This window comes from Massilia sp. Leaf139 (assembly GCF_001424165.1).
Lineage (GTDB): Bacteria > Pseudomonadota > Gammaproteobacteria > Burkholderiales > Burkholderiaceae_D > Telluria.
The window spans coordinates 430,947-450,271 of record NZ_LMOJ01000012.1; the positions used below are offsets into that span (position 1 = coordinate 430,947).

17 protein-coding genes are annotated in these 19,325 nt (G+C 64.1%); 9 read left to right on the forward strand and 8 right to left on the reverse strand.

The features are described 5' to 3' along the window. Positions 1–269: 269 nt before the first annotated feature. From ASF77_RS10515 to ASF77_RS10525, 3 genes are all read right to left on the reverse strand, one after another. Positions 270–461 (reverse strand): hypothetical protein, encoded by a 192-nt coding sequence (locus ASF77_RS10515; RefSeq protein WP_056338762.1) that lies wholly within the window; start codon positions 459–461, stop codon positions 270–272. A 199-nt stretch (positions 462–660) separates the two neighbouring features. Continuing rightward, the gene (locus ASF77_RS10520) at positions 661–846 is read right to left on the reverse strand and encodes a hypothetical protein (protein WP_056338765.1); all 186 of its coding nucleotides are present in this window, start codon (positions 844–846) and stop codon (positions 661–663) included. Further along, entirely contained in the window at positions 824–1,459 is a 636-nt protein-coding gene (locus tag ASF77_RS10525) for a class I SAM-dependent methyltransferase (protein ID WP_056338767.1), read from the reverse strand. Before ASF77_RS10525 ends, ASF77_RS10520 begins: the two co-directional genes overlap by 23 nt. A gap of 165 nt (positions 1,460–1,624) precedes the next feature. On the opposite strand from ASF77_RS10525, the gene ASF77_RS10530 reads away from it, so the two are divergent. Next, a complete protein-coding gene (locus ASF77_RS10530) occupies positions 1,625–3,208 on the forward strand; it encodes a methyl-accepting chemotaxis protein (protein WP_056338769.1) in 1,584 nt (527 codons plus the stop codon). Between the two features lie 12 nt (positions 3,209–3,220). Beyond that, on the forward strand, positions 3,221–4,426 hold the full coding sequence (locus tag ASF77_RS10535) for a diguanylate cyclase (RefSeq protein WP_056338771.1): 1,206 nt from the start codon (positions 3,221–3,223) through the stop codon (positions 4,424–4,426). A 57-nt stretch (positions 4,427–4,483) separates the two neighbouring features. Here the strand turns inward: ASF77_RS10535 and polA are convergent, their stop codons facing one another. Then, on the reverse strand, positions 4,484–7,231 hold the full coding sequence (polA, locus tag ASF77_RS10540; protein ID WP_056338773.1) for a DNA polymerase I: 2,748 nt from the start codon (positions 7,229–7,231) through the stop codon (positions 4,484–4,486). 198 nt (positions 7,232–7,429) lie between these two features. Here polA and ASF77_RS10545 point away from each other — a divergent pair, with 198 nt between their 5' ends. The 4 genes from ASF77_RS10545 to ASF77_RS10560 all read left to right on the forward strand — a co-directional run bounded on the left by ASF77_RS10545 (position 7,430) and on the right by ASF77_RS10560 (position 10,072). Continuing rightward, positions 7,430–8,008, forward strand: coding sequence for a DUF2782 domain-containing protein (locus ASF77_RS10545; protein ID WP_156648836.1), 579 nt, complete (start codon positions 7,430–7,432; stop codon positions 8,006–8,008). Positions 8,009–8,099: 91 nt separating this feature from the next. Further along, entirely contained in the window at positions 8,100–9,077 is a 978-nt protein-coding gene (locus ASF77_RS10550) for a homoserine kinase (RefSeq protein WP_056338776.1), read from the forward strand. Positions 9,078–9,082: 5 nt separating this feature from the next. Then, on the forward strand, positions 9,083–9,853 hold the full coding sequence (locus ASF77_RS10555; protein WP_229445375.1) for a BPSS1780 family membrane protein: 771 nt from the start codon (positions 9,083–9,085) through the stop codon (positions 9,851–9,853). A 9-nt stretch (positions 9,854–9,862) separates the two neighbouring features. Next, positions 9,863–10,072, forward strand: a complete 210-nt coding sequence (locus tag ASF77_RS10560) for a hypothetical protein (RefSeq protein WP_056338781.1) — start codon at positions 9,863–9,865, stop codon at positions 10,070–10,072. 259 nt (positions 10,073–10,331) lie between these two features. On the opposite strand, the gene ASF77_RS10565 is transcribed toward ASF77_RS10560, so the two are convergent. Next, complete coding sequence (locus tag ASF77_RS10565) at positions 10,332–12,644, reverse strand: UvrD-helicase domain-containing protein (RefSeq protein WP_056338783.1); 2,313 nt, start codon at positions 12,642–12,644, stop codon at positions 10,332–10,334. Between the two features lie 441 nt (positions 12,645–13,085). Here ASF77_RS10565 and ASF77_RS10570 point away from each other — a divergent pair, with 441 nt between their 5' ends. Next, positions 13,086–13,631 carry an SRPBCC family protein gene (locus ASF77_RS10570; RefSeq protein ID WP_082493698.1) on the forward strand — a complete coding sequence of 182 codons (546 nt, stop codon included), beginning with the start codon at positions 13,086–13,088 and terminating at the stop codon, positions 13,629–13,631. 100 nt (positions 13,632–13,731) lie between these two features. On the opposite strand, the gene ASF77_RS10575 is transcribed toward ASF77_RS10570, so the two are convergent. Further along, the gene (locus tag ASF77_RS10575) at positions 13,732–15,801 is read right to left on the reverse strand and encodes a M13 family metallopeptidase (protein ID WP_056338785.1); all 2,070 of its coding nucleotides are present in this window, start codon (positions 15,799–15,801) and stop codon (positions 13,732–13,734) included. A gap of 139 nt (positions 15,802–15,940) precedes the next feature. On the opposite strand from ASF77_RS10575, the gene ASF77_RS10580 reads away from it, so the two are divergent. Together ASF77_RS10580 and ASF77_RS10585 are read left to right on the forward strand one after the other, a co-directional pair. Further along, positions 15,941–16,270, forward strand: coding sequence for a hypothetical protein (locus tag ASF77_RS10580; protein ID WP_056338787.1), 330 nt, complete (start codon positions 15,941–15,943; stop codon positions 16,268–16,270). Between the two features lie 11 nt (positions 16,271–16,281). Next, complete coding sequence (locus tag ASF77_RS10585) at positions 16,282–16,611, forward strand: YnfA family protein (RefSeq protein ID WP_056338789.1); 330 nt, start codon at positions 16,282–16,284, stop codon at positions 16,609–16,611. 40 nt (positions 16,612–16,651) lie between these two features. Here the strand turns inward: ASF77_RS10585 and ASF77_RS10590 are convergent, their stop codons facing one another. Together ASF77_RS10590 and ASF77_RS10595 are read right to left on the reverse strand one after the other, a co-directional pair. Further along, the gene (locus tag ASF77_RS10590) at positions 16,652–16,840 is read right to left on the reverse strand and encodes a hypothetical protein (protein ID WP_056338791.1); all 189 of its coding nucleotides are present in this window, start codon (positions 16,838–16,840) and stop codon (positions 16,652–16,654) included. A 75-nt stretch (positions 16,841–16,915) separates the two neighbouring features. Further along, positions 16,916–19,237, reverse strand: coding sequence for an outer membrane beta-barrel family protein (locus ASF77_RS10595; protein WP_082493699.1), 2,322 nt, complete (start codon positions 19,235–19,237; stop codon positions 16,916–16,918). Positions 19,238–19,325 lie beyond the last annotated feature (88 nt).

The window sequence follows — 19,325 nt, forward strand, 5'->3', positions numbered from 1 at the left end:
GGCTGTGTGACACGCCCGTAACGCGTGGGCTCGGTGAGCCCACCCTACGTTACACAACCGTCTCGCGCTGTGAACGCGGCACGTAAGCTCTAGGAACGTTACCGACCTCCACGCCGTCGAGCACCTGTGATCCGCATCGAAGCTGGTCAACACCTTCACACCCCGCCCGCCGCCACGTTCGGCCCAAGGACGACGGACGAGGTGATGGTCAAGGCTGCCCCGCTTCGCAGGCACCTCGCTGCCGCTGTTTGGCTTGCCCGTTCGACGCCTCAGGCCACCTTCACGGCAGGCGCCACGCGCTTGCCGACGACCTTCACCACAGCCATCTTCTCGCTGCCCACCGACACCATGGCATCGGCGCGCACTTGCGACTTGTAGCTTTCGGCGCTGGCGTAGGTGGTGCCGACGACGGCGAGGGCGGCGACCAGGAACAGCGTTTCCATGTGTTTGAGGACGTTCATTTCAGGCTCCCTTCGGTTGGATGATTGGCCCTTGTCGCGTCTGCGTTCGGGCTTTCGATGGGAGTACTTTAGCAAGCGCCTTCGCCCTTCTCCATCGACGTGCGACGAAGTGCAGGAAACACGTGATGAAATGCGCAGGGCGGGGATTTGAGCGATGTTGAGGCCGTACGGAAGCGCTTTGTGCGCCGATCTGCGCTGATCAGTGGATGACGGCGTCGCCGTAGGTGCGGCGCTGGTCGGGCTGCTGCAGCACGCGGTGCGCGGTTTCGAAAGGCACGCCCTGTTCGCACAGCATGCGCGCGGCCACGTACATGCCGTGCGCGCGCAAGGCAGCGATCGAGGCGTCGATCAGTTTGGCGGTGTCATAGTCGCGGCGCGGTTTCATCTGACTCTCCTGGTCGGTACTGCGCGATCCATACGGTGGCGCCGCCGCAGGCCGCATCGTCTTGCGTATGCCGCAGGACACGAAAGCCGTTCGCTTCCAGCAGGCCGCGGTACTCGGCACTGTTCAGCGAAGCGTGGTATAGCAGCGCGCCACCATTATCGCTCCAGGTCTCGCCCTGTGCGCTGCCGGACGTGAACATCAGGATGCCACACGGGTGCAAATGACGCGCGAACCTTGCGAACATCGCGCGCTGGCCGTCGTGCGGCAGGTGGAACAGGCTGTGCCAGGCGACGATGGCGTCGAAGCCGCGGCCGAACGGCAATGACCGCATGTCCGCATGAACGAATGGCGTGCCAGGAAAACGCTTGCCGGCGATGGCGAGCATGGCGGCGCTCGCGTCCACGCCCGTGACCGCGCACGATCGCTCCAGCAGATAGCGCAGTATCGGTTCTCCCGTCCCGCAGCCGAGATCGAGAATGGCGGCACCCCGCTCCAGGTGCTGCAGGAGCAGGTCGAGATAGGGTTGTTCCATCAGCGTCCGGGTGCGATGCCGATCGAACCAGTCGGCAATGTCCTCATACGCCTGGCCGGACTCCGGATGAGCCGATGTCATGGCAATTGGGATCGGCTAGCCATCCGTGCACCGATGCGTCAATAAGGACGTAAAGTTACGTAAATACAACAAGACCGACATAATCATCATTTTTTATTCCCTTGTGGAAATTTATTCGAAAAATATGATTAAATTGAGGCTTGGATAGCAACTCTCGAAATTGCCATGCGCGCCTTACACCGTCTCAAGCTCGTTACCCAACTTTACCTCGCTTTCGGACTCGTCCTGGCGATCACGCTGTTCCTGGCCACGTTTGCGGCGACACGCATCACGACCATCCAGGGTGCGCTGCAGACAGCGAACAGTGTGCGCAACGAGGAACTCGAACCGATTTATGCGGCTCGCGAAATGCTTGCCCAAACCGGTATCGCGGCGCGCAACGCCTATATTTTCAAGGACGAGGCCGCGGCCGGCCGTGAACTCGACCTGGTCGATCGGTTTAAGGCCGATTACCTGGCCAGCCTGCGCGCGCTCGACCAGAAACTCGGCGCCGATCCCCGGTATGCCAAGGTCAAGGAAGGCATGCTGACAATGGCAGCGGCGCTCGAGCGTCCGCGTGCCTATCGCACGGCCAACGACATGGAGGCATTCGGCCGTTTCCTGGTCGAAGAATGCAGCCCCTTGCGCAGGCAGATCGTCGCCGACATCGATGTTCTGGTGAAGGCGCTCCAGGAACGCAATGCGGCGACGACTGCGCGCGCCAATGCCGAAGCTGCCCAGGCCCATGTCTGGATCGTCGGCCTGAGCGCCATCGCCGCGTTGCTGTGTGTGGTCGTCGGCCTGGTCATCATGCGCAGCCTGCTGGGACAACTGGGCGGCGAACCCGTGCAGGCCACCCGCATCGCCCATGCCATCGCCAGCGGACAACTCTACCACGCGGTGGATGCCACCCGCGCAGCCCCCGCGAGCATGATCCATGCAATGGCCACGATGCGGCGCTCGCTGGTGGAGATCGTCACCGAGGTGCGCCATGGAACGGCTGCGATCGAATCCGCATCGACCGGAATCGCCGTCGGCAACGTCGAGCTGTCGAACCGTACCGAAACCCAGGCCGCCGCCCTTGCGCAGGTAGCGAACTCGATGAAGCACCTGGTGGAAGCCGTACAGCAGAATGCTGCATACGCTGCGCAGGCAACCACCCTGGCCGGCACCGCAGCGTCTGTCTCGGTGGAAGGAGGAGAGGCCGTCAACGAAGTGGTGGCGACCATGACGCTGATTCATGAATCGTCGAAGAAAATCGTCGACATCATCTCGGTGATCGACGGCATCGCCTTCCAGACCAACATCCTGGCGCTCAATGCGGCTGTCGAGGCTGCCCGCGCGGGCGAGCAGGGACGCGGCTTCGCGGTCGTGGCCGGCGAAGTACGCAACCTCGCCCAGCGCTCCGCGGCAGCGGCCAAGGAAATCAAGGCGTTGATCGAGGACTCGGTCTCCAAGGTCGATACCGGTACCGTGCTCGTGGCGAATGCCGGCGAAACCATTCGCAAGGTGGTCGATGGGGTACACCGTGTAACGGATATCATGGGTCACATCAGCAGCGCGACCAGTTCGCAGCGTTCGGACATCGAGCAGGTGGACAGCGCCATCGCCCGTCTCGATAAGATGACCTTGGAAAACACCTCGCTGGTCGAGGAAGGCGCCGCTGCGGCCGAGTCCTTGCGCAAGCAGGCTGCCCAGCTAAGTGCAACCGTGAGTATTTTCCAGCTCGAAGAAGGCGCACAGCGGCTGCAGCTGGGACATCCCGCTTGACCACTGCTGTCCATGCCATTCCCTTCCGACATCCCTTCGTCGCGCCTGGCGCTCGATCGCCGGCGCGCGGAATTTGCGCATCCCGAAACCGAGCGCAGGTTCGTCGAGCACGCGCTACCCGAACGTAACAGGCAGCTGCGGGCAAGCCTGCTGTTTGCCGCTGTTTTTTACGTGCTGTTCGGCGCCACCGATATCGCCGAGCTCGGCGCGACGGGGATAGCCTGGGAACTGGTCGCATTGCGCCTCGTGGTCGCAATCGTCGCACTCGGTGGACGGGCCGCCGTGGCGCGCCGGCCTGAATCGGCGCGCGTTTCGTATGCAGCGGCCTGCTCGCTCCTGGTGGTGGCGCTCGCTGTCTTCATGGTGCTGTGCTGGTACCAGCCCGGTGCGCTTGCCTGGAATACGATGTCACAAGCACTGATCGTGATGGCAGCCTATATTTATTTTCCGAACCGCTTCGTGTACTCGGTCGCGATCGGCATCGTCTCGAGCATCGTGTTCGGTCTGCTGCTGATGCTGCAGGGGCAACTGGGCCCGGATGACATGCTCACCCTGGCCTTGCTGCTTGTCCTCACCAATGCCCTCGGCTACATCGCATCCAGCCGCATCCACATCGCGCAGCGCAGGCAGTTCCGGGCGGCCGTATTGCTGCAACAGATCGCCGACCGCGATCCGCTGACGGATTGCTACAACCGCCGGGTGCTGCAGAAAGGCATGCTAGACGCCGAACTGAACCGCGCGCGGCGCTACAACAGCGCCCTATCGGTCATCCTGTGCGACATCGACCATTTCAAGCGCGTCAACGACACCCATGGCCATGCGACCGGCGACCAGGTGTTGGCCGATTTCGCCACCATCCTGTTGGGCACGACCCGCGAAAAGGTCGACCGGGTAATCCGCTACGGCGGCGAAGAATTCCTGGTCGTGCTCCCGCAGACCGACGCGGCCGGCGCGCATGCCATGGCCCACCGCATCCGCCTGGCCTTTTCCAATACCGCCAGCCCCACTGCGGAGGGCGGTATCGTCCACTCGACGGCCAGTTTCGGCATTGCCACGATCCTGGCACAGGACAGCGAACAGGCGATTTCGTCCGAGGCGCTCATCGCGGCAGCGGACGAACAACTGTATGCAGTCAAGAAGGACGGCCGCAATGGCGTACGCGGTGTCGTCGTCGCCGATACGGGCCGGATTGCACCGACGCCCCGTCCAGCCTGCTGAGTCCGTTTTCCGGGACGCGCTTGCAGCCCCTTACACGGCCCGATGCGACGATCGGACTTAGTGCGCCGCTTCCCAGCTCGCGCCCACGCCCGTCTCGGCCACCAGTGGCACCTTCAGCTCGGCCACGCCGGCCATGAGTTCGGGCAGCCTGGCCTTGACCAGTTCCAGCTCGGCTTCCGGCACTTCCAGCACTAGTTCGTCGTGCACCTGCATGACCATGCGCGTGGCCAGTTTTTCCTCCTCCAGCCAGCCCTGCACCGCGATCATCGCCAGCTTGATCAGGTCGGCGGCCGTGCCCTGCATCGGCGCATTGATGGCGGCGCGTTCGGCGCCGGCGCGGCGCGGGCCGTTCGGGGAGTTGATCTCGGGGAGCCAGAGGCGGCGGCCGAACACGGTTTCGACATAACCCTTGGCCTTGGCGGCGACGCGGGTTTCGTCCATGTACTGCTTGACGCCCGAGAAGCGCGCGAAATAGCGGTCGATGTAATTGGCAGCGGCGGCGCGCTCGATCTGCAGGTTGGCGGCCAGACCAAACGCGCTCATGCCGTAGATCAGGCCGAAGTTGATGACCTTGGCGTAGCGGCGCTGTTCGGAATCGACTTCGTCCGGCGCGACGCCGAAGATCTCGGCGGCGGTTGCGCGGTGGATGTCCACGCCTTCGGCAAAGGCGCGCAGCATCGCTTCGTCGCCTGAGATGTGCGCCATGATGCGCAGCTCGATCTGCGAATAGTCGGCCGAGACGATCACGCTGCCCGGCGGCGCCACAAACGCTTCGCGGATGCGGCGCCCTTCGCCGGTACGCACCGGAATGTTCTGCAAATTCGGATCGTTCGAGGCCAGGCGCCCGGTGATCGCCACGGCCTGCGCATAGTTCGTATGCACGCGGCCCGTGTTCGGGTTCACCATTTTCGGGAGCTTGTCGGTATAGGTCGACTTCAACTTCGACAGGCTGCGGTGTTCCAGCAGCACCTTCGGCAGCGGGAAGTCTTCTGCCAGCTTTTGCAGCACTTCCTCATCCGTCGAAGGCGCGCCGGTGGCCGTCTTCTTGATGACCGGCAGGCCGAGCTTGACGAAGAAGATCTCGCCGATCTGTTTCGGCGAACCCAGGTTGAAGGGGCCGCCGGCCATCTCGTAAGCCTTGGCTTCGAGCTCGACCAGGCGGGCACCCAGTTCGCGCGACTGCGCTTCAAGCTTTTCGGCGTCGATCAGCACGCCGTTGCGCTCGATCTTCTGCAGCACGATCTGGGTCGGCAGCTCGATGTTTTTATAGATGAATTCCAGGCCCTTGTCGGCCAGCACGTGCGGCAGCATGGTCTGGTGCAGACGCAGCGTGATGTCGGAGTCCTCGGCCGCGTATTCGGTCGCGCGGTTCAGCTCGACCTGGTCGAAGCAGATCATGTTCGCGCCCTTGCCGCACACGTCGACGAAAGGAATCGTCGTATAGCCGAGGTGGCGCATCGCCATCGTGTCCATGTCGTGCGGCTTATGCGATTCGAACACGTAGGATTGCAGCAGCGTGTCGTGCACGATGCCCTGCAAGCTCACGCCATGGTTGTTGAAGATGTGCATGTCGTACTTCAGGTTCTGGCCGAGCTTGGGCTTGCTCGGATCTTCCAGCCAGTAACGCATGCGCTCCAGCACCTCTTCGCGCGGCAATTGCTCCGGCACGCCGGCGTAGCGGTGCGCCACCGGGATGTAGGCGCCCTTGCCCGCTTCCGTCGACAGCGAGATGCCGACCATCTGCGCCGTCATCGGGTCGAGCGAGGTGGTTTCGGTATCGACCGAGGTCAGTTCGGCCGCGTTCGCCAGGGCCAGCCAGCGGTCGAGCTGCTCCCAGGTAGTGACCAGTTCGTATTCGCCCTTGATGATCGGCATGCCGGGCAGCGTATCGTCCGAGCGCTGGGCGCCTTCCGGCGAATTCAGGGCCGGGCCGGTCGGCGCACTGCCCTGCTGCAGTTCGCGCAGCATGGTCTTGAAGCCGTAGCGCTGGAAGAAATCGCGCAGCGCGTCCGTGTCTTCCGGGCGGGCGACCAGGCTTTCCTCGATGGTGACCACATGGCCCATCAGGTTGCAGTCGGTCTTCACGGTGATCAGCTCGCGGCCGCGCGGCAGCCATTCCAGCGCCGTGCGCAGGTTTTCGCCGACGGCGCCGCCGATGCTGTGGGCGTTTTCGATCACGCCGTCGAGCGAGCCGTGCAGGGCCAGCCATTTGAGGGCCGTCTTCGGGCCGCACTTGTTTACGCCCGGCACGTTGTCGACCGTGTCGCCGATCAGGGTCAGGTAGTCGATGATGCGGTTCGGCGCCACGCCGAACTTGGCCAGCACGCCGGCTTCGTCGAGCTTTTCGTTGCTCATCGTATTGATGAGCATGACCTTGTCGTTGACCAGCTGCGCCAAGTCCTTGTCGCCGGTGGAGACGATGGTGTTCATGCCCTTGGCGGCGGCCTGCACGGCCAGGGTGCCGATCACGTCGTCAGCCTCCACCCCTTCCACCATCAGGATCGGCCAGCCCATGTGGCGCACCACCTCGTGGATCGGCTCGATCTGCTTGGACAGATCGGGCGGCATCGAGGCGCGGGTCGCCTTGTACTCCGGATACATGTCATCGCGGAAGGTTTTACCCTTCGCATCGAACACGCAGGCGATGTAGGCGGCCGGATAGTCGGCGCGCAGGCGGCGCAGCATGTTGACCATGCCGTGCATGGCGCCGGTCGGGTGACCGTCGGGGCCGCGCAGATCGGGCAGTGCGTGGAAGGCGCGATACAGGTAGCTGGAACCGTCGACGAGCAGGAGGGTATTTTGCATGGGAATATGGGTGAAGCCGAGAATAGCCACATGAGAGCCAGAGTGGCGTTCATTATCGCAGAATCCGGCATGGTCAAAGCACAACAGGGAAGCCGTGCACCCGGACAATATGGGGGCGGCGGCGCCGATGACCAGCACACTTTTCACAGCGAGTCACTGTGTTTGTTACAATGGTTCAAACGATACAAGGTGACCATCATGCCGCGCTCAATTCCCCGCCTGACCCTGTCGATCGCCCTGCTCGCCTGCGCCGGCGCAGTGAGCGCGCAAACGGCCGCAACCGGACAGACCTCGCCGGCGCCGGCGTCGGCCACGCCGACGACGAGCACCGGCCAGCCGCCGGCCACCGAACGTATCGAGCCGGAAAGCGAAACCCCGGCCACCAACATCGAACCGCGCCGCGGCACCCAGATCCGCGAGAAGCGCAACAACGGACAAGTCACCGAGGTCGAAGTCCAGAGCGGCCGCAGCCGCTACGTGCTGAAACCGAACCAGCCGGCCGGCAATGCGGTACCGGGCGACGCCCAGAGCAGCGCCTTCCGGGCGCCGCAATGGCAGGTGATGGAATTCGACCTGAACGCGAAGAAGAAAGCGGCCGCGGATGCCGAAGCGGCAGCTGCCGCAGCGGCGGCCGGTGCTGCCACCCCGGCGACGACGAAAGCCGCGGCGAATGCCTCGGCCACCCGGGCGCCCGCAGGCAATGTACCGGCGGCCACCGTCCCGATGACGAAGCCGGCCGACATTCCACCGCCGCCACCGCTGCCGGCGAGCCGTTGACCGACCCGCTGAACAAACCGCCCACCAAGCCGCCAGGCGGGCGCAGCGCGTCCGCACACCCAGACTCATCTTCTCAACCCACCTTCGCATAATGGCAGTTTTCACCGCAGTCACACTGGATGAACTCACCCAGTGGATGGAGCAGTTTCCCCTCGGCCAGGCAACGGCGCTCCAGGGCATCGCATCCGGCATCGAAAACAGCAATTTCTTCCTGACGACCGAGCGCGGCGAGTTCGTGCTGACCGTGTTCGAGAACCTGAGTTTCGAGCAACTGACCTTCTACGTGCAGCTGATGCGCCACCTGGCCGAGCGCGGCATTCCAGTGCCGGCGCCGGTGGCCAACCATGCAGGCGAGCTGGTCGTCGCCCTGCACGGCAAGCCGGCCGCCATCGTCAGCAAACTCGAGGGCAGCTCGCAGATGGATCCGCAGCCGATCCACTGCGCCGAAGTGGGCGCGATGCTGGCGCGCATGCACCTGGCGGCGCGCGACTTTCCGCTGCAGCAGCCGAACCTGCGCGCGCTCGACTGGTGGCAGGCGACCATGCCGCAGGTGCTGCCCTACCTGTCGCCCGAGAATGCGCGCCTGCTGCGGGACGAAGTCGCCTTCCAGACCGAGTTTGCCGCGAGCAGCACGTACGCGCGCCTGCAGCGCGGCCCCGTCCACGCCGACCTGTTCCGCAACAACGTGATGTTCGTCGGCGAACGCCTGACGGGCTGCTTCGACTTCTATTTTGCCGGCGTCGACACCTGGCTGTTCGACCTGGCCGTGACCGTCAACGACTGGTGCATCGACCTCGCCAGTGGCAGGCTCGACACGGCGCGCGTGAATGCGCTGCTGGCGAGCTACCGCGCCGTGCGGCCCTTCACAGATGACGAAGACGCCGCCTGGCAGCCGATGCTGCGCGCCGCGGCCCTGCGCTTCTGGCTGTCGCGCCTGTACGATTACCACGTGCCCCGCGCAGCCGAGATGCTGACGCCGCACGATCCCACCCATTTCGAGCGCATCCTGCGCGAACGCATCGCCACGCCCGCACCCGAGTTGGCAACCAAGTTGGCCCACAACGAATGAATAACATGCCCGCAATTACCGGCTGGAACTGGCTGAAAGAAGGTACCGGCCTGTTCCGCAAACAGCCTGCCGCACTGACCACCCTGCTGTTCGCGAATATCCTGTTCAGCCTCCTGGTCAGCGCCGTGCCCCTGCTGGGCAAGATGGTGGCGGTCGTCCTGATCCCCTCGTTCTCGATGGCATTCATGAAGGCTTGCCTGATGATCGAGAACGGCGAACGCGTCACGCCCGCCGTGCTGCTGACCGGTTTCAAGAAGCCCGTGTTGCCCGCCCTGTGCAAGGTCGGCCTGATCTATCTGGGCGCCTCGCTGCTGCTGACCCTGCTGACCAAGGTGGCGATCGACGCCAGCTTCTGGCAGCAGGTCTCGCAGCCGGTCGACCCGGCCAACCCGCCGCAGGTGCACGCGTCCGATCTGCTGGCCATGCTCGGCATTTTCGTGCTCGACGTCGCCGTCCTGATCGCGCTCGCCTTTGCCGCGCCGCTCACCTACTGGCAGCAGATGAGCCTGGGCAAGGCGACCTTCTACAGCTTCTTCGCCGTCCTGAAAAACGCGCGCGTGTTCATCGTGCTGCTGATGGCGTGGTTCGCGATCTTCTTCGGCGTCTGCTTCGTCGTCGCCCTGGTACTCGGCGGCTCGAGCCTGGCGCGGGTGGCGATCATGTGGCTGATCTTCCTGTTCGTGCTGCTGCTGCAATGCGCGATGTATGCGGGATACCGGCAGATTTTCGGCAAGCCGATCGATACGGTGGCCGGGCGCGTCAATCTCAACAAGTAAGGGGACATCATGCGCTTCCTCATTGTCAGCCTTGCCCTGGTGCTGACTGCTGGTGGGCTGTACGCAGCCGTGTATGGCGGCAATGCGCTGCTCGATCTGTTCAGCGCGTTGAGCGACAGCGAGCAGCGCTTCGTGAGTGGTGGGCTGGCGGCCTTCAGCGCGCTCGTGCTGGCGCTGGGGGGCTGGTTGAGGAGCCGGAAGGCCGCGGCGGAGGAGTAGTTCATAGGGGTGGGCGAGGCCAATGACCTCGCCTACGGTTTCACCGGGCGCCCCGTGCCACGCGGTCGTACCGATGCACACCGCAATGCTTGTGAACATCGCAGCACGTAGCCGAACGCGGCGTCCTGGCATGCACGCTCAGTACCGCGTGGGGGCGTAGTGGGGAATTCGGGCAGCATGCTGCCCGCCCACGAAGCGCCCTGCCTGATAAGGCAGGGCACGGGGCGCCCACCCTACGATCAGCCGTTGACCATGATGATCAGCGGCTGACGCGCTCCAGCTTCGCCACGGACAGATCCAGCACCTTCATCCCGGCCGCGCCGAAATTGATCTGCGCGCGCGCGGCGCCGGCGCCGCCTTCGATGTTCACGATCACACCCTCGCCGAACTTGGCGTGGGCCACCGCTTCGCCGATGCGCCAGCCCGAGCCGCCGCTCGACTTCTGCGTGATCTGCTGGGCGATCTTGTTGTCGCTGCCGGCATTGCGGAAGGCGGCGTCGTCCCAGGCGTTCGGCGCCTTGTTCTTGGCGAACCAGTGGCTCTGCACGCGCGGCGACAGCCATTTCAGGGCTTCTTCGGGCAGCTCGTCGAAGAAGCGCGATTTCATATTAAAACGGGTCTGGCCGTGCAGCATGCGCTGCTGGGTAAAGCTCATGTACAGACGCTTGCGCGCACGCGTGATCGCGACGTACATCAGGCGCCGTTCCTCATCGACCCCATCGGCCTCGCGGGCGCTGGTCTCGTGCGGGAACAGGCCCTCCTCCAGGCCGGTGATGAACACGGCGTCGAATTCCAGGCCCTTGGCCGAGTGCACGGTCATCAGCTGCATGGCGTCCTGGCCGGCCTGGGCCTGGGCGTCGCCCGCTTCCAGCGAAGCGTGGGCCAGGAAGGCGGACAGCGGCGACATGACCTGCGGCAGCGGCGTGTCGGCATCCATGATCTCGATGCCGTCCTGGTAGACGACGGCGTCGCCGGCCTGCGCCTGCGCCGGCGGGCCCAGGTGGGCCGGGGCGAACTGTCCGAACCCTTCTTCCTGCACGAACTGGGTCGCCGCGTTGACCATCTGCTCCAGGTTTTCGATGCGGTCGGCGCTTTCCTTTTCGTTGCCGTAATGCGTCAGCAAGTTGCTGCGCTCGAGCACGACGCGCACCATTTCCGGCAGCGCCAGCTGCTGGGTCTCGAAGCGCGCGCCCTCGATCAGCTTCACGAACCCGCCCAGCGAGGTGCCGGCCTTGCCCGTCATGTAGGGCACGGCCGCGTACAGCGAAATGCCGTAGGTATCGGCCGCTATCTGCAGCTGCTCGATCGAACGCACGCCGATACCGCGCGTCGGGAAATTCACCACGCGCAAGAAGGCCGAATCGTTGTGCGGATTGTCCATCAGCTGCAGGTAGGCGATCGCGTGCTTGACCTCGGCGCGCTGGAAGTAGCGCAGGCCGCCGTACACCGTATAGGGGATGCCGGCCGCGAACAGCGCGTGCTCGATCACCCGGCTCTGCGCGTTCGAGCGGTAGAGGATGGCAATCTCCTTGCGCTCCAGGCCCTCGGCCATCAGGCTCTTGGCTTCCTCGATGATCCACTGCGCCTCTTCGAGATCGGACGAGGCTTCGTAGATGCGCACCGGCTCGCCCTGCCCCGCGTCCGTGCGCAGGTTTTTACCGAGGCGCTTGGTGTTGTTCGCGATCAGGTAGTTGGCGCTGTCGAGGATGTTGCCGTGCGAGCGGTAGTTCTGCTCCAGCTTGATCAGGTTCTTGACCTGGAAATCGCGCTCGAAGGCCTGCATGTTGCCGACGTTCGCGCCGCGGAAGGCGTAGATGCTCTGGTCGTCATCGCCGACGGCGAAGATCGCGCCGCCGACCTGCTCGCCGTGGCCGGCCAGCAGTTTCAGCAGGTTGTATTGGAGGTCGTTGGTATCCTGGAACTCGTCGACCAGCACATGCTTGAAACGCATCTGGTAGTGCTGGCGCAGCGGACCGTTACGCGACAGCAGCTCATAGGCGCGCAGCAGCAGCTCGGCGAAATCGACCACGCCTTCTTTCTGGCATTGCTGGTCATAGAGTTCGTACAGCTCGACCATCTTGCGTTCGATCGGGTCGTAGGCTTCCACCTGCCCGGCGCGCAGGCCCTGATCCTTGGCATTGTTGATGAAGTACATCAGGTTCTTGGCCGGATATTTTTCATCGTCGACGTTCGCCGCTTTTAACAGGCGCTTGATCATCGACAGCTGGTCTTGCGAGTCGAGGATCTGGAAGGATTGCGGCAGCGCGGCGTCCTTGTAGTGCGTGCGCAGCAGGCGGTTGCACAGGCCGTGGAAGGTGCCGATCCACATGCCGCGCGTGTTCACCGGCAGCATGGTCGACAGGCGGGTCAGCATCTCCTTCGCCGCCTTGTTGGTAAAGGTCACCGCTATGATGCCGGCCGGCGAGACTTGTCCGGTCGAGAGCAGCCAGGCGATACGGGTGGTTAACACGCGGGTCTTGCCCGAACCGGCGCCAGCAAGGATCAGCGCGCTTTGGGAGGGCAGCGTGACCGCGGCCAATTGTTCGGGATTGAGATTGTGAAGGAGATTCATGCGGCCATTATACCGCCGCGATCTACTGTATGCCCATCCAGTCTCGCTTAGAAACTGTTCGGCACTGGAATTGAATTTCATAAACGGCGCATCGGTGAAATATTCTTTCACTCCAAAATCCGCTAGGCATAAACTCTTCGCTTCGGAACTCGGCGGAATCGTCAATTCCATGCAGCCTGAATATCGGCCAATTTCCTCATAAAAATTGCCAACCTTGCCCGATGTGCAGGCAACTGCTTTTAACTCAGCAGTATCCGTAGATAAGTCTCCCGCGCGCCCCCTGTTCAGAAATTCGCTTAACTTAACGACAAATACGCGAATTGTCGCGTGGCCCATGACGACCCAACCATTTCGAGCCCAACGGAGGCTTGTGCGCGCTTCAGGTCGGGCCCCCATGCTTGTTGTCGCGCGCAAGCCGAGTTATTGCTAAAGGAGAAACTTATGCTGAACCGAGTCGTGACTGTTGCCGCCCTTGCCGTCGGTGGAATGATGCTGTCGAAGCAAATGAAAAAGAACCGCACCCAGAACGGCGACTCGTCGATCATCGAAGCCATCGAGGTCAACGTGCCTGTGCGTACCGCCTACAACCAGTTCACCCAGTTTGAAGATTTCCCTCAGTTCATGAAGAGCGTGAAGGAAATCCGCCAGCTCGACGACAAGCGCCTGCACTGGAAGGCGAACATCGCCGGCGAAGACAAGGAATGGGATGCGGAAATCACCGAGCAGATCCCCGACAAGCGCATCGCCTGGCGCAGCATCGGCGGCGTGCACAATGCCGGCGTGGTGACCTTCCACAAGATTTCCGACGACGTCACCCGTGTGACCCTACAGATGGACTACCAGCCGGACGGCGTGCTCGAAGCCATCGGCGACGCCCTGGGCGCAGTGCGCATGGAAACCCGTGCCAACCTGTCGAACTACAAGGAAATGCTGGAGAAGCGCGGCGCCGAAACGGGCGCATGGCGTGGGAAGATTAACCAGCATTGATACGTATTGTTAGCAGCAAAAAGCCCGCAGGCCGATTTGGCGCGCGGGCTTTTTTTGCCGTGTCGACTGCGCTCCAACTACATGTCGAACGATCGCGCCATCACCACACCCTGCACCGCTTCACCGGCGCCATCGGCTGCCCCGGCTTGCACGCGAATGCCTTCTCGAACTCCGGCATGTTGACCACGACCCCATTCACCCGGTACTTGCCCGGCGAGTGAGGATCGGTCACCGCCGTCACGCGCAGGTTTTCCGGACGGTCGTTTTCGCAGGCCCATTGTGCGTAGCCGACAAAGAAGCGCTGCTGCGGCGTCAAGCCGTCACGCAAAGGCTGGGCCTGCTGCGGCATGCTGGCCATCTGCGACTGCCAGGCCATCCAGCCGAGGATCAGGCCGCCAAGATCCGCCACGTCTTCGCCCAGCGTCAGCTTGCTGTTGATCTTGATGTCGTCCACCACGGTGTAGCGGGCGTACTGGTCGACGATGCACTGCGCCCGTTCCGTGAATTCCTTGGCGTCCTTTTTCGTCCACCAGTCCTTCAGATTCCCCTTGGCATCGAACTGGCGGCCCTCGTCGTCGAAGGCATGGGTCAGCTCGTGGCCGATGGTGCCGCCCGTGTTGCCGTAGCCCGGCGCGTCATCCATCTTCGGATCGAACAGCGGCGGCTGCAGCACGCCGGCCGGGAAATTGATGTCGTTCATCTGCGGATTGAAATAGGCGTTCACCGTCGGCGGCGTCATCAGCCATTCGCTGCGGTCGAGCGGCTTGCCGATCTTGGCCAGCTGGCGCCGGTTCTCGAACAGCGTGCCGCGCACGACGTTGGCGGCAAAGTCGTTCGGCTGCACCTCGTAGGCCGAATAGTCGCGCCAGGTGTCCGGGTAGCCGATCTTGTTGACGATGGCGTCCAGTTTTTCGCGGGCGCGCTTCTTGGTCTCCGGGCTCATCCAGGCCAGCGACTCGATGTCCTTCGCCATCGCTTCTTCCACCTGGCGCGTCATGTGCAGCGACTTCGCCTTCAGTTCCGGGGAGAAGGCGCGGCTGACGAATTCCTGCCCCAGCGCCTCGCCCAGTTGGGCGTCGACCAGCTGCACGCAGCGCTTCCAGCGCGGCTGCTGTTTCTCGACGCCGCGCAGGGTCTTGCTGAAGAAAGCGAAATGCGGCTCGTCGAACTGCGGCGACAGGGCCGGCGCCATGGCTTGCAGCACATGCCAGCGCAGGTAGGTCTTGATGGCGGCGAGTTCGCTCGTGCGCAGCTGCTTGCCGAAGGCGCGGAAGAATTTCGGCTGCGTCACGTTGAAGGTATCCAGGCCGGGCTGGCCGACCTCGGCAAGATAGGTCTCCCAGTCGAAGCCTGGCGTCATGCGCTGCAGGGCCTTGCGGTCGGCCTTGTTGAACAGTTTATACGGGTCGCGTTGCTCGACGCGCGTCAGCGAGGCCTTCGCCAGTGCCGTCTCGATGCGCATGACCGTCGCCGCCGAGCGTTTCGCCACGGCCGGCGGCTGGCCGATCAGCCCGAACATAGTGGCCATATGCGTTAGGTAGGCGGCGCGCAGACGCTTCGAGCGCGCATCGGTTTTCAGGTAATAGTCGCGATCCGGCAAACCCAGGCCGCCGGCGTCGGCAAACGCAATCACGCGGGTCGAGTCGCCAAAGTCCTGGTTGGCGGAAAAGCCGAAGAAGAAGTCCGTGCTCGACAAGGTCAACTGGAGCGCCGCCAGCAGGCGCGGCAGGTCGCGCTTGCTGGACAAGGCATCGATCTGGTCGAGCCAGGGTTGCAGCGGCGCCGCGCCGCGCCCTGCGATCGCGCCCTCGTCCATGCAGGCGCCGAAGTAATCGCCGATCTTCTGCTGGGTGGCGCTGCGGCCGTCCTTCTGTTTCGCCAGGCCGTCGAGGATGCCCCACAGGTAGCGCTGGTTGTCCTGCGCCAGCTTGCTGTAGACCGACCAGCGCGCCTGGTCGCTCGGCACCGGATTGTTCTTCATCCAGCCGCCGCAGGCGTACTGATAGAAGTCGACGCAGGGATCGGCCTGCTTGTCCATCGCCGTTACGTCCAGGCCGGGCGTATAGGGGAAGGTCGTGGCCGGGCGTTCCGGCTGGGAGGTCTGGGCAATGGAAAGGCTGGCGGCGCAGGCGAGCGCGCCGGCGACGGCAAGACGGGTGAGGTGGTGCATGGATGTGGTTCCGGAAAATGATCCCGCATGCTGACATACAAATATTGCTAAAGCAATATCGCGCATGGAAGGCCGGTGAGTTGCAACCAAGACACATTCCCTCTAGACTTGCCAGGTTTATATCGCCCACTGAACCCGCATGCGCGCCACGCCCTTTTTCCTGATCGCCCTGTTCGCCGCCTTGCAGGCCCTCATCGCCGCCTACTGGGTCTGGGGCGGCGGCACGCGCTCATTCGTGGACGTGCTGATGGCCATCCACGGCCGGCTGCCGATGTGGTCGTCACTGGCGTTTTCGCTGCAGTGGCACTGGCTGTATGTGCCCGGCGCCTGCATCGTGTGGCTGCTGCTGGCCTGGGCCCGGCTAGCGGACAGGAACCGCGCCTGGCGCGTCAGCCTGGGTTCGCTCTGCGTCGTCCTGCTGATGCTGTACGCGATGTATCCGCTGCACCTCATCTTCGCCGGGCATTGAGGCAGCACGCGATGCCGGAACTGATCAAGCTCGCCGCCCTCTTCGCCTTTACCGCCCTTGCCGAAATCGTCGGCTGCTACCTGCCCGGGCTGGTGCTGAAACAGGACAAATCCCCCTGGCTGCTGGTTCCGGCGGCCGTGTCGCTGGCCCTGTTCGCCTGGCTGCTGACCCTGCACCCGACCGCTGCCGGCCGCACCTACGCGGCCTATGGCGGCATGTACATCGCAGTGGCGCTGCTGTGGCTGCGTTTTGTGGACGGCGTCGGCCTGACGCGCTGGGATGCTGCCGGCGCGGCGCTGGCGCTGGCGGGGATGGCGGTCATTGCGCTGCAGCCGCGCTAGGCGGGTCGCGTGCGACGCATGCGTACACCGGCTAATTCATTCAGTCGCCCGGCCCCTCCCCCGGCATGGTATCGGCCATCAGGCGCAGTTCTTCCGGCGTCAGCTCTTCCGGTTTCTTGTCCTTCAGGCCGTCGAAGGCATCGGCCGGCGACTGCGCAGCGGGCTGCTGCGCGGCCGGCTGGCCGGCCTGGTTTTCCTGCGGATCAGGGGTAGGTTTTTCGGTATTCATGCTGCGCTCCTTGCCATGGATTGATTGCCTCCAGTCTGGCACAGGAGCGCTTGCGAAGGCGCCGGCTTAGCCAGCTCAGCGGCCAGGGCCGCCGAAGCCGCCCGGCGCCATGCCCGGGCCACCCGGGCCGCGCATGCCTGGCCCGCCCGGACGCTGGCCGGGGCCACCGAAGCGGTAGTTCAGGCCGACCGAGAAAGTGCGGCCGTCGAAGCGGCGGGTGCTGGTCTGGCGCAGGCGGTCGGTTTCGGTGATCACGTCCATCTTCTGCGAATCGAAGATGTCGTTGACGTTGACGACCAGCGACAGCGCCGGGCTCAGCTGGCGGCGGTAGTTGAAATCGGCTGTGGTCGAGGGCTCGCGGTAACCCTCGCCGAGCAGGGTTTTGCCTTGCGCGTTGATCATCAGCTGGAACTGGTTTTCGCGGTCGAGCTGGTAGCCGATGCGGGCGCGGCCGTTGATCGAAGTCGCCGTGCGCTTGTCGCCGCTGGCGCTGCCGAGGATGGTCTGCTCGGCATAGCCGAGGTTGCCGCTGGCGTTCAGGCTCAGCTTCTCGGTCACTTTGCCGCCGAAGGAAAACTCGAGGCCGCCCGAGTTGTTGCTGCCGGCGTTTTCGCGCGTCGTCAGCAGGACGTTATTGTCCAGGAAGAAGCGGCGCTCGGAGATCAGGTCGGTATCCCGGCGCGCGTACAAGCGCAGGGTCGTATCCACCTTGCCCAGCTTGGTTTCCATGCCCAGTTCGAGCGAGTCGGAATCGCTCGGGCGCAGGTTCGGGTTGCCCGAGGAGACGTTGAATTCGTCGACGTAGATGACGAAGGGATTCAGGTCGCCCGCGCCCGGACGGCGGATACGGTGCGCGTAGTTCAGGCGGATCGTGGTGTCGTCCGACCAGCCGTAGGTGACGAAGGCGCTCGGAATCGCGTCCAGGTAGTTATTGCTGGCGCGGACATTGGTGGTGACCTGGAACATGTCGACATCGGTGTACTCGGCGCGCAGGCCGCCCTGCACGCTCCACGCGCTGTTGATGCGCCACTGGTAGGAGGTGTACAGCGCCGCCGTCGTCTCGTCGAGCTCGAAGCGGTTGGTGCGGTTGGTGTTGATGCGCTCGGCCAGGGTGGCGGCGTCGACGTCGAGATAGGCGTTGTCGAACACGCTGCTGGTGCGCGCCAGCTTGAAGCCCGTGCGGAAGGTGCCGTGCGCGCCCGGCAGCTCGTAGTCGCCGGTGAAGTCGGCGATGCGGTTCTGGTTCAGGTTGTCCTGGCGCGTGTTGGCGGCCTGGGCATTCGGCGGGCGCACCGTGTAGTCGGTGGCGTTGCGGCTGTCGCCTTCGTTCTTCGCGCCGGACAGGCGCAGATCCAGCTTGAACAGCTCGCCCTGCGCATCGCCCTTGTGGTCGTAGCGGGTGGAGAAGTTGTAGTTGCGCGTGCTGCCTTCGCGGCGGCCCGTGCGCAGGTAATCGCTGTCGGGCACGCCGGCGAAGTTCGCGCCCTGGTAGCGTTCGCTGGAGACGGCTTCGTTGTCGCTGCCGCCAGCCATCAGCGAGGCGGCGACCACGTCCTTCTCTCCCAAGTTGTAGCTGACCGTGCCGTTCACGCCAACGAAATTGGTGTCGGTCTGGCTGTTCGACACCTGCGTGCTGCGCGCCACGGCGCCGGTGGCCGGGTCGATGCGTTCGCGCACCGTCTCGCCGGTCGAGTTGCGCTCGTCGTGGCGGCCGAACACGCCGCCCTGCGCACTGATGCGCCCGGTCGTGTAGCTGCCGAAGGTATTCCCGTTGAAGCGGCCCTTGCTGCCGGCGTTCGCGCTTACCGAGCCGAAGCCGCCCGGCGTGCGCTCGCGCCGCATCACCAGGTTCAGGATCGGCCCGCCGCCGCCCTCGTTGCCGAACTGCGCGCCGGGATTGTTGATGACCTCGACCGAATCGAGATCGGCCGCCGGGATCGCGCTGATGGCCGCGGCGCGGTTCTCGCCCTGCATCATGGCCGACGGCTTGCCGTCGACGTAGATCTGCACATTGCTCTTGCCGCGCAGGCTCACCGCGCCGTCCGCATCGACGGCGACCGACGGCACCTTGTTCAGGGTGTCGGCCACGCTGTCGTTCGAGCTGGCCGGATCGGCTTTCACGTCATAGACCTGGCGGTCGATACGGTTCGCGTTGCGCCGGGTGGTGACCGAGACGGTGGCCGGCGCGTCTGCCGTGGCCTGGTTTTGTTCGGTCACGGGCGCCGGCGCAGGCGCGGGCGCGGTGGCCGCGGGCGCGGTGGTTGCCGGCGCGGGCGTCGCCTGCTGGGCGGCGGCCGAGACGCTGGCGAGCAGCGCAGCGAGCGCGATCGCCGTTTTGGCGGGGTGACGGAGAGGAACGGCAAATGCGGAGGAATCGCTGAGGTATTTGGCAGGCATGAAGGTGAAAGATGGCGTGTATTGCGGAATATGATCAGCTGCAATTGTCGCATGCTTGCATAGACAAAAATTCTTCCAATCCTGACCT

Excerpts from the sequence above, each read along its gene's own strand:
- ASF77_RS10565 (WP_056338783.1), bottom strand. The coding sequence starts at position 12,644 with ATGAATCTCCTTCACAATCTCAATCCCGAACAATTGGCCGCGGTCACG.
- ASF77_RS10525 (WP_056338767.1), bottom strand. The coding sequence starts at position 1,459 with ATGACATCGGCTCATCCGGAGTCCGGCCAGGCGTATGAGGACATTGCC.
- polA (WP_056338773.1), bottom strand. The coding sequence starts at position 7,231 with ATGCAAAATACCCTCCTGCTCGTCGACGGTTCCAGCTACCTGTATCGC.
- ASF77_RS10595 (WP_082493699.1), bottom strand. The coding sequence starts at position 19,237 with ATGCCTGCCAAATACCTCAGCGATTCCTCCGCATTTGCCGTTCCTCTC.
- ASF77_RS10590 (WP_056338791.1), bottom strand. The coding sequence starts at position 16,840 with ATGAATACCGAAAAACCTACCCCTGATCCGCAGGAAAACCAGGCCGGC.
- ASF77_RS10545 (WP_156648836.1), top strand. The coding sequence starts at position 7,430 with ATGCCGCGCTCAATTCCCCGCCTGACCCTGTCGATCGCCCTGCTCGCC.
- ASF77_RS10570 (WP_082493698.1), top strand. The coding sequence starts at position 13,086 with ATGCTGAACCGAGTCGTGACTGTTGCCGCCCTTGCCGTCGGTGGAATG.
- ASF77_RS10530 (WP_056338769.1), top strand. The coding sequence starts at position 1,625 with ATGCGCGCCTTACACCGTCTCAAGCTCGTTACCCAACTTTACCTCGCT.
- ASF77_RS10560 (WP_056338781.1), top strand. The coding sequence starts at position 9,863 with ATGCGCTTCCTCATTGTCAGCCTTGCCCTGGTGCTGACTGCTGGTGGG.
- ASF77_RS10520 (WP_056338765.1), bottom strand. The coding sequence starts at position 846 with ATGAAACCGCGCCGCGACTATGACACCGCCAAACTGATCGACGCCTCG.
- ASF77_RS10575 (WP_056338785.1), bottom strand. The coding sequence starts at position 15,801 with ATGCACCACCTCACCCGTCTTGCCGTCGCCGGCGCGCTCGCCTGCGCC.
- ASF77_RS10555 (WP_229445375.1), top strand. The coding sequence starts at position 9,083 with ATGCCCGCAATTACCGGCTGGAACTGGCTGAAAGAAGGTACCGGCCTG.
- ASF77_RS10515 (WP_056338762.1), bottom strand. The coding sequence starts at position 461 with ATGAACGTCCTCAAACACATGGAAACGCTGTTCCTGGTCGCCGCCCTC.
- ASF77_RS10580 (WP_056338787.1), top strand. The coding sequence starts at position 15,941 with ATGCGCGCCACGCCCTTTTTCCTGATCGCCCTGTTCGCCGCCTTGCAG.
- ASF77_RS10535 (WP_056338771.1), top strand. The coding sequence starts at position 3,221 with ATGCCATTCCCTTCCGACATCCCTTCGTCGCGCCTGGCGCTCGATCGC.
- ASF77_RS10585 (WP_056338789.1), top strand. The coding sequence starts at position 16,282 with ATGCCGGAACTGATCAAGCTCGCCGCCCTCTTCGCCTTTACCGCCCTT.
- ASF77_RS10550 (WP_056338776.1), top strand. The coding sequence starts at position 8,100 with ATGGCAGTTTTCACCGCAGTCACACTGGATGAACTCACCCAGTGGATG.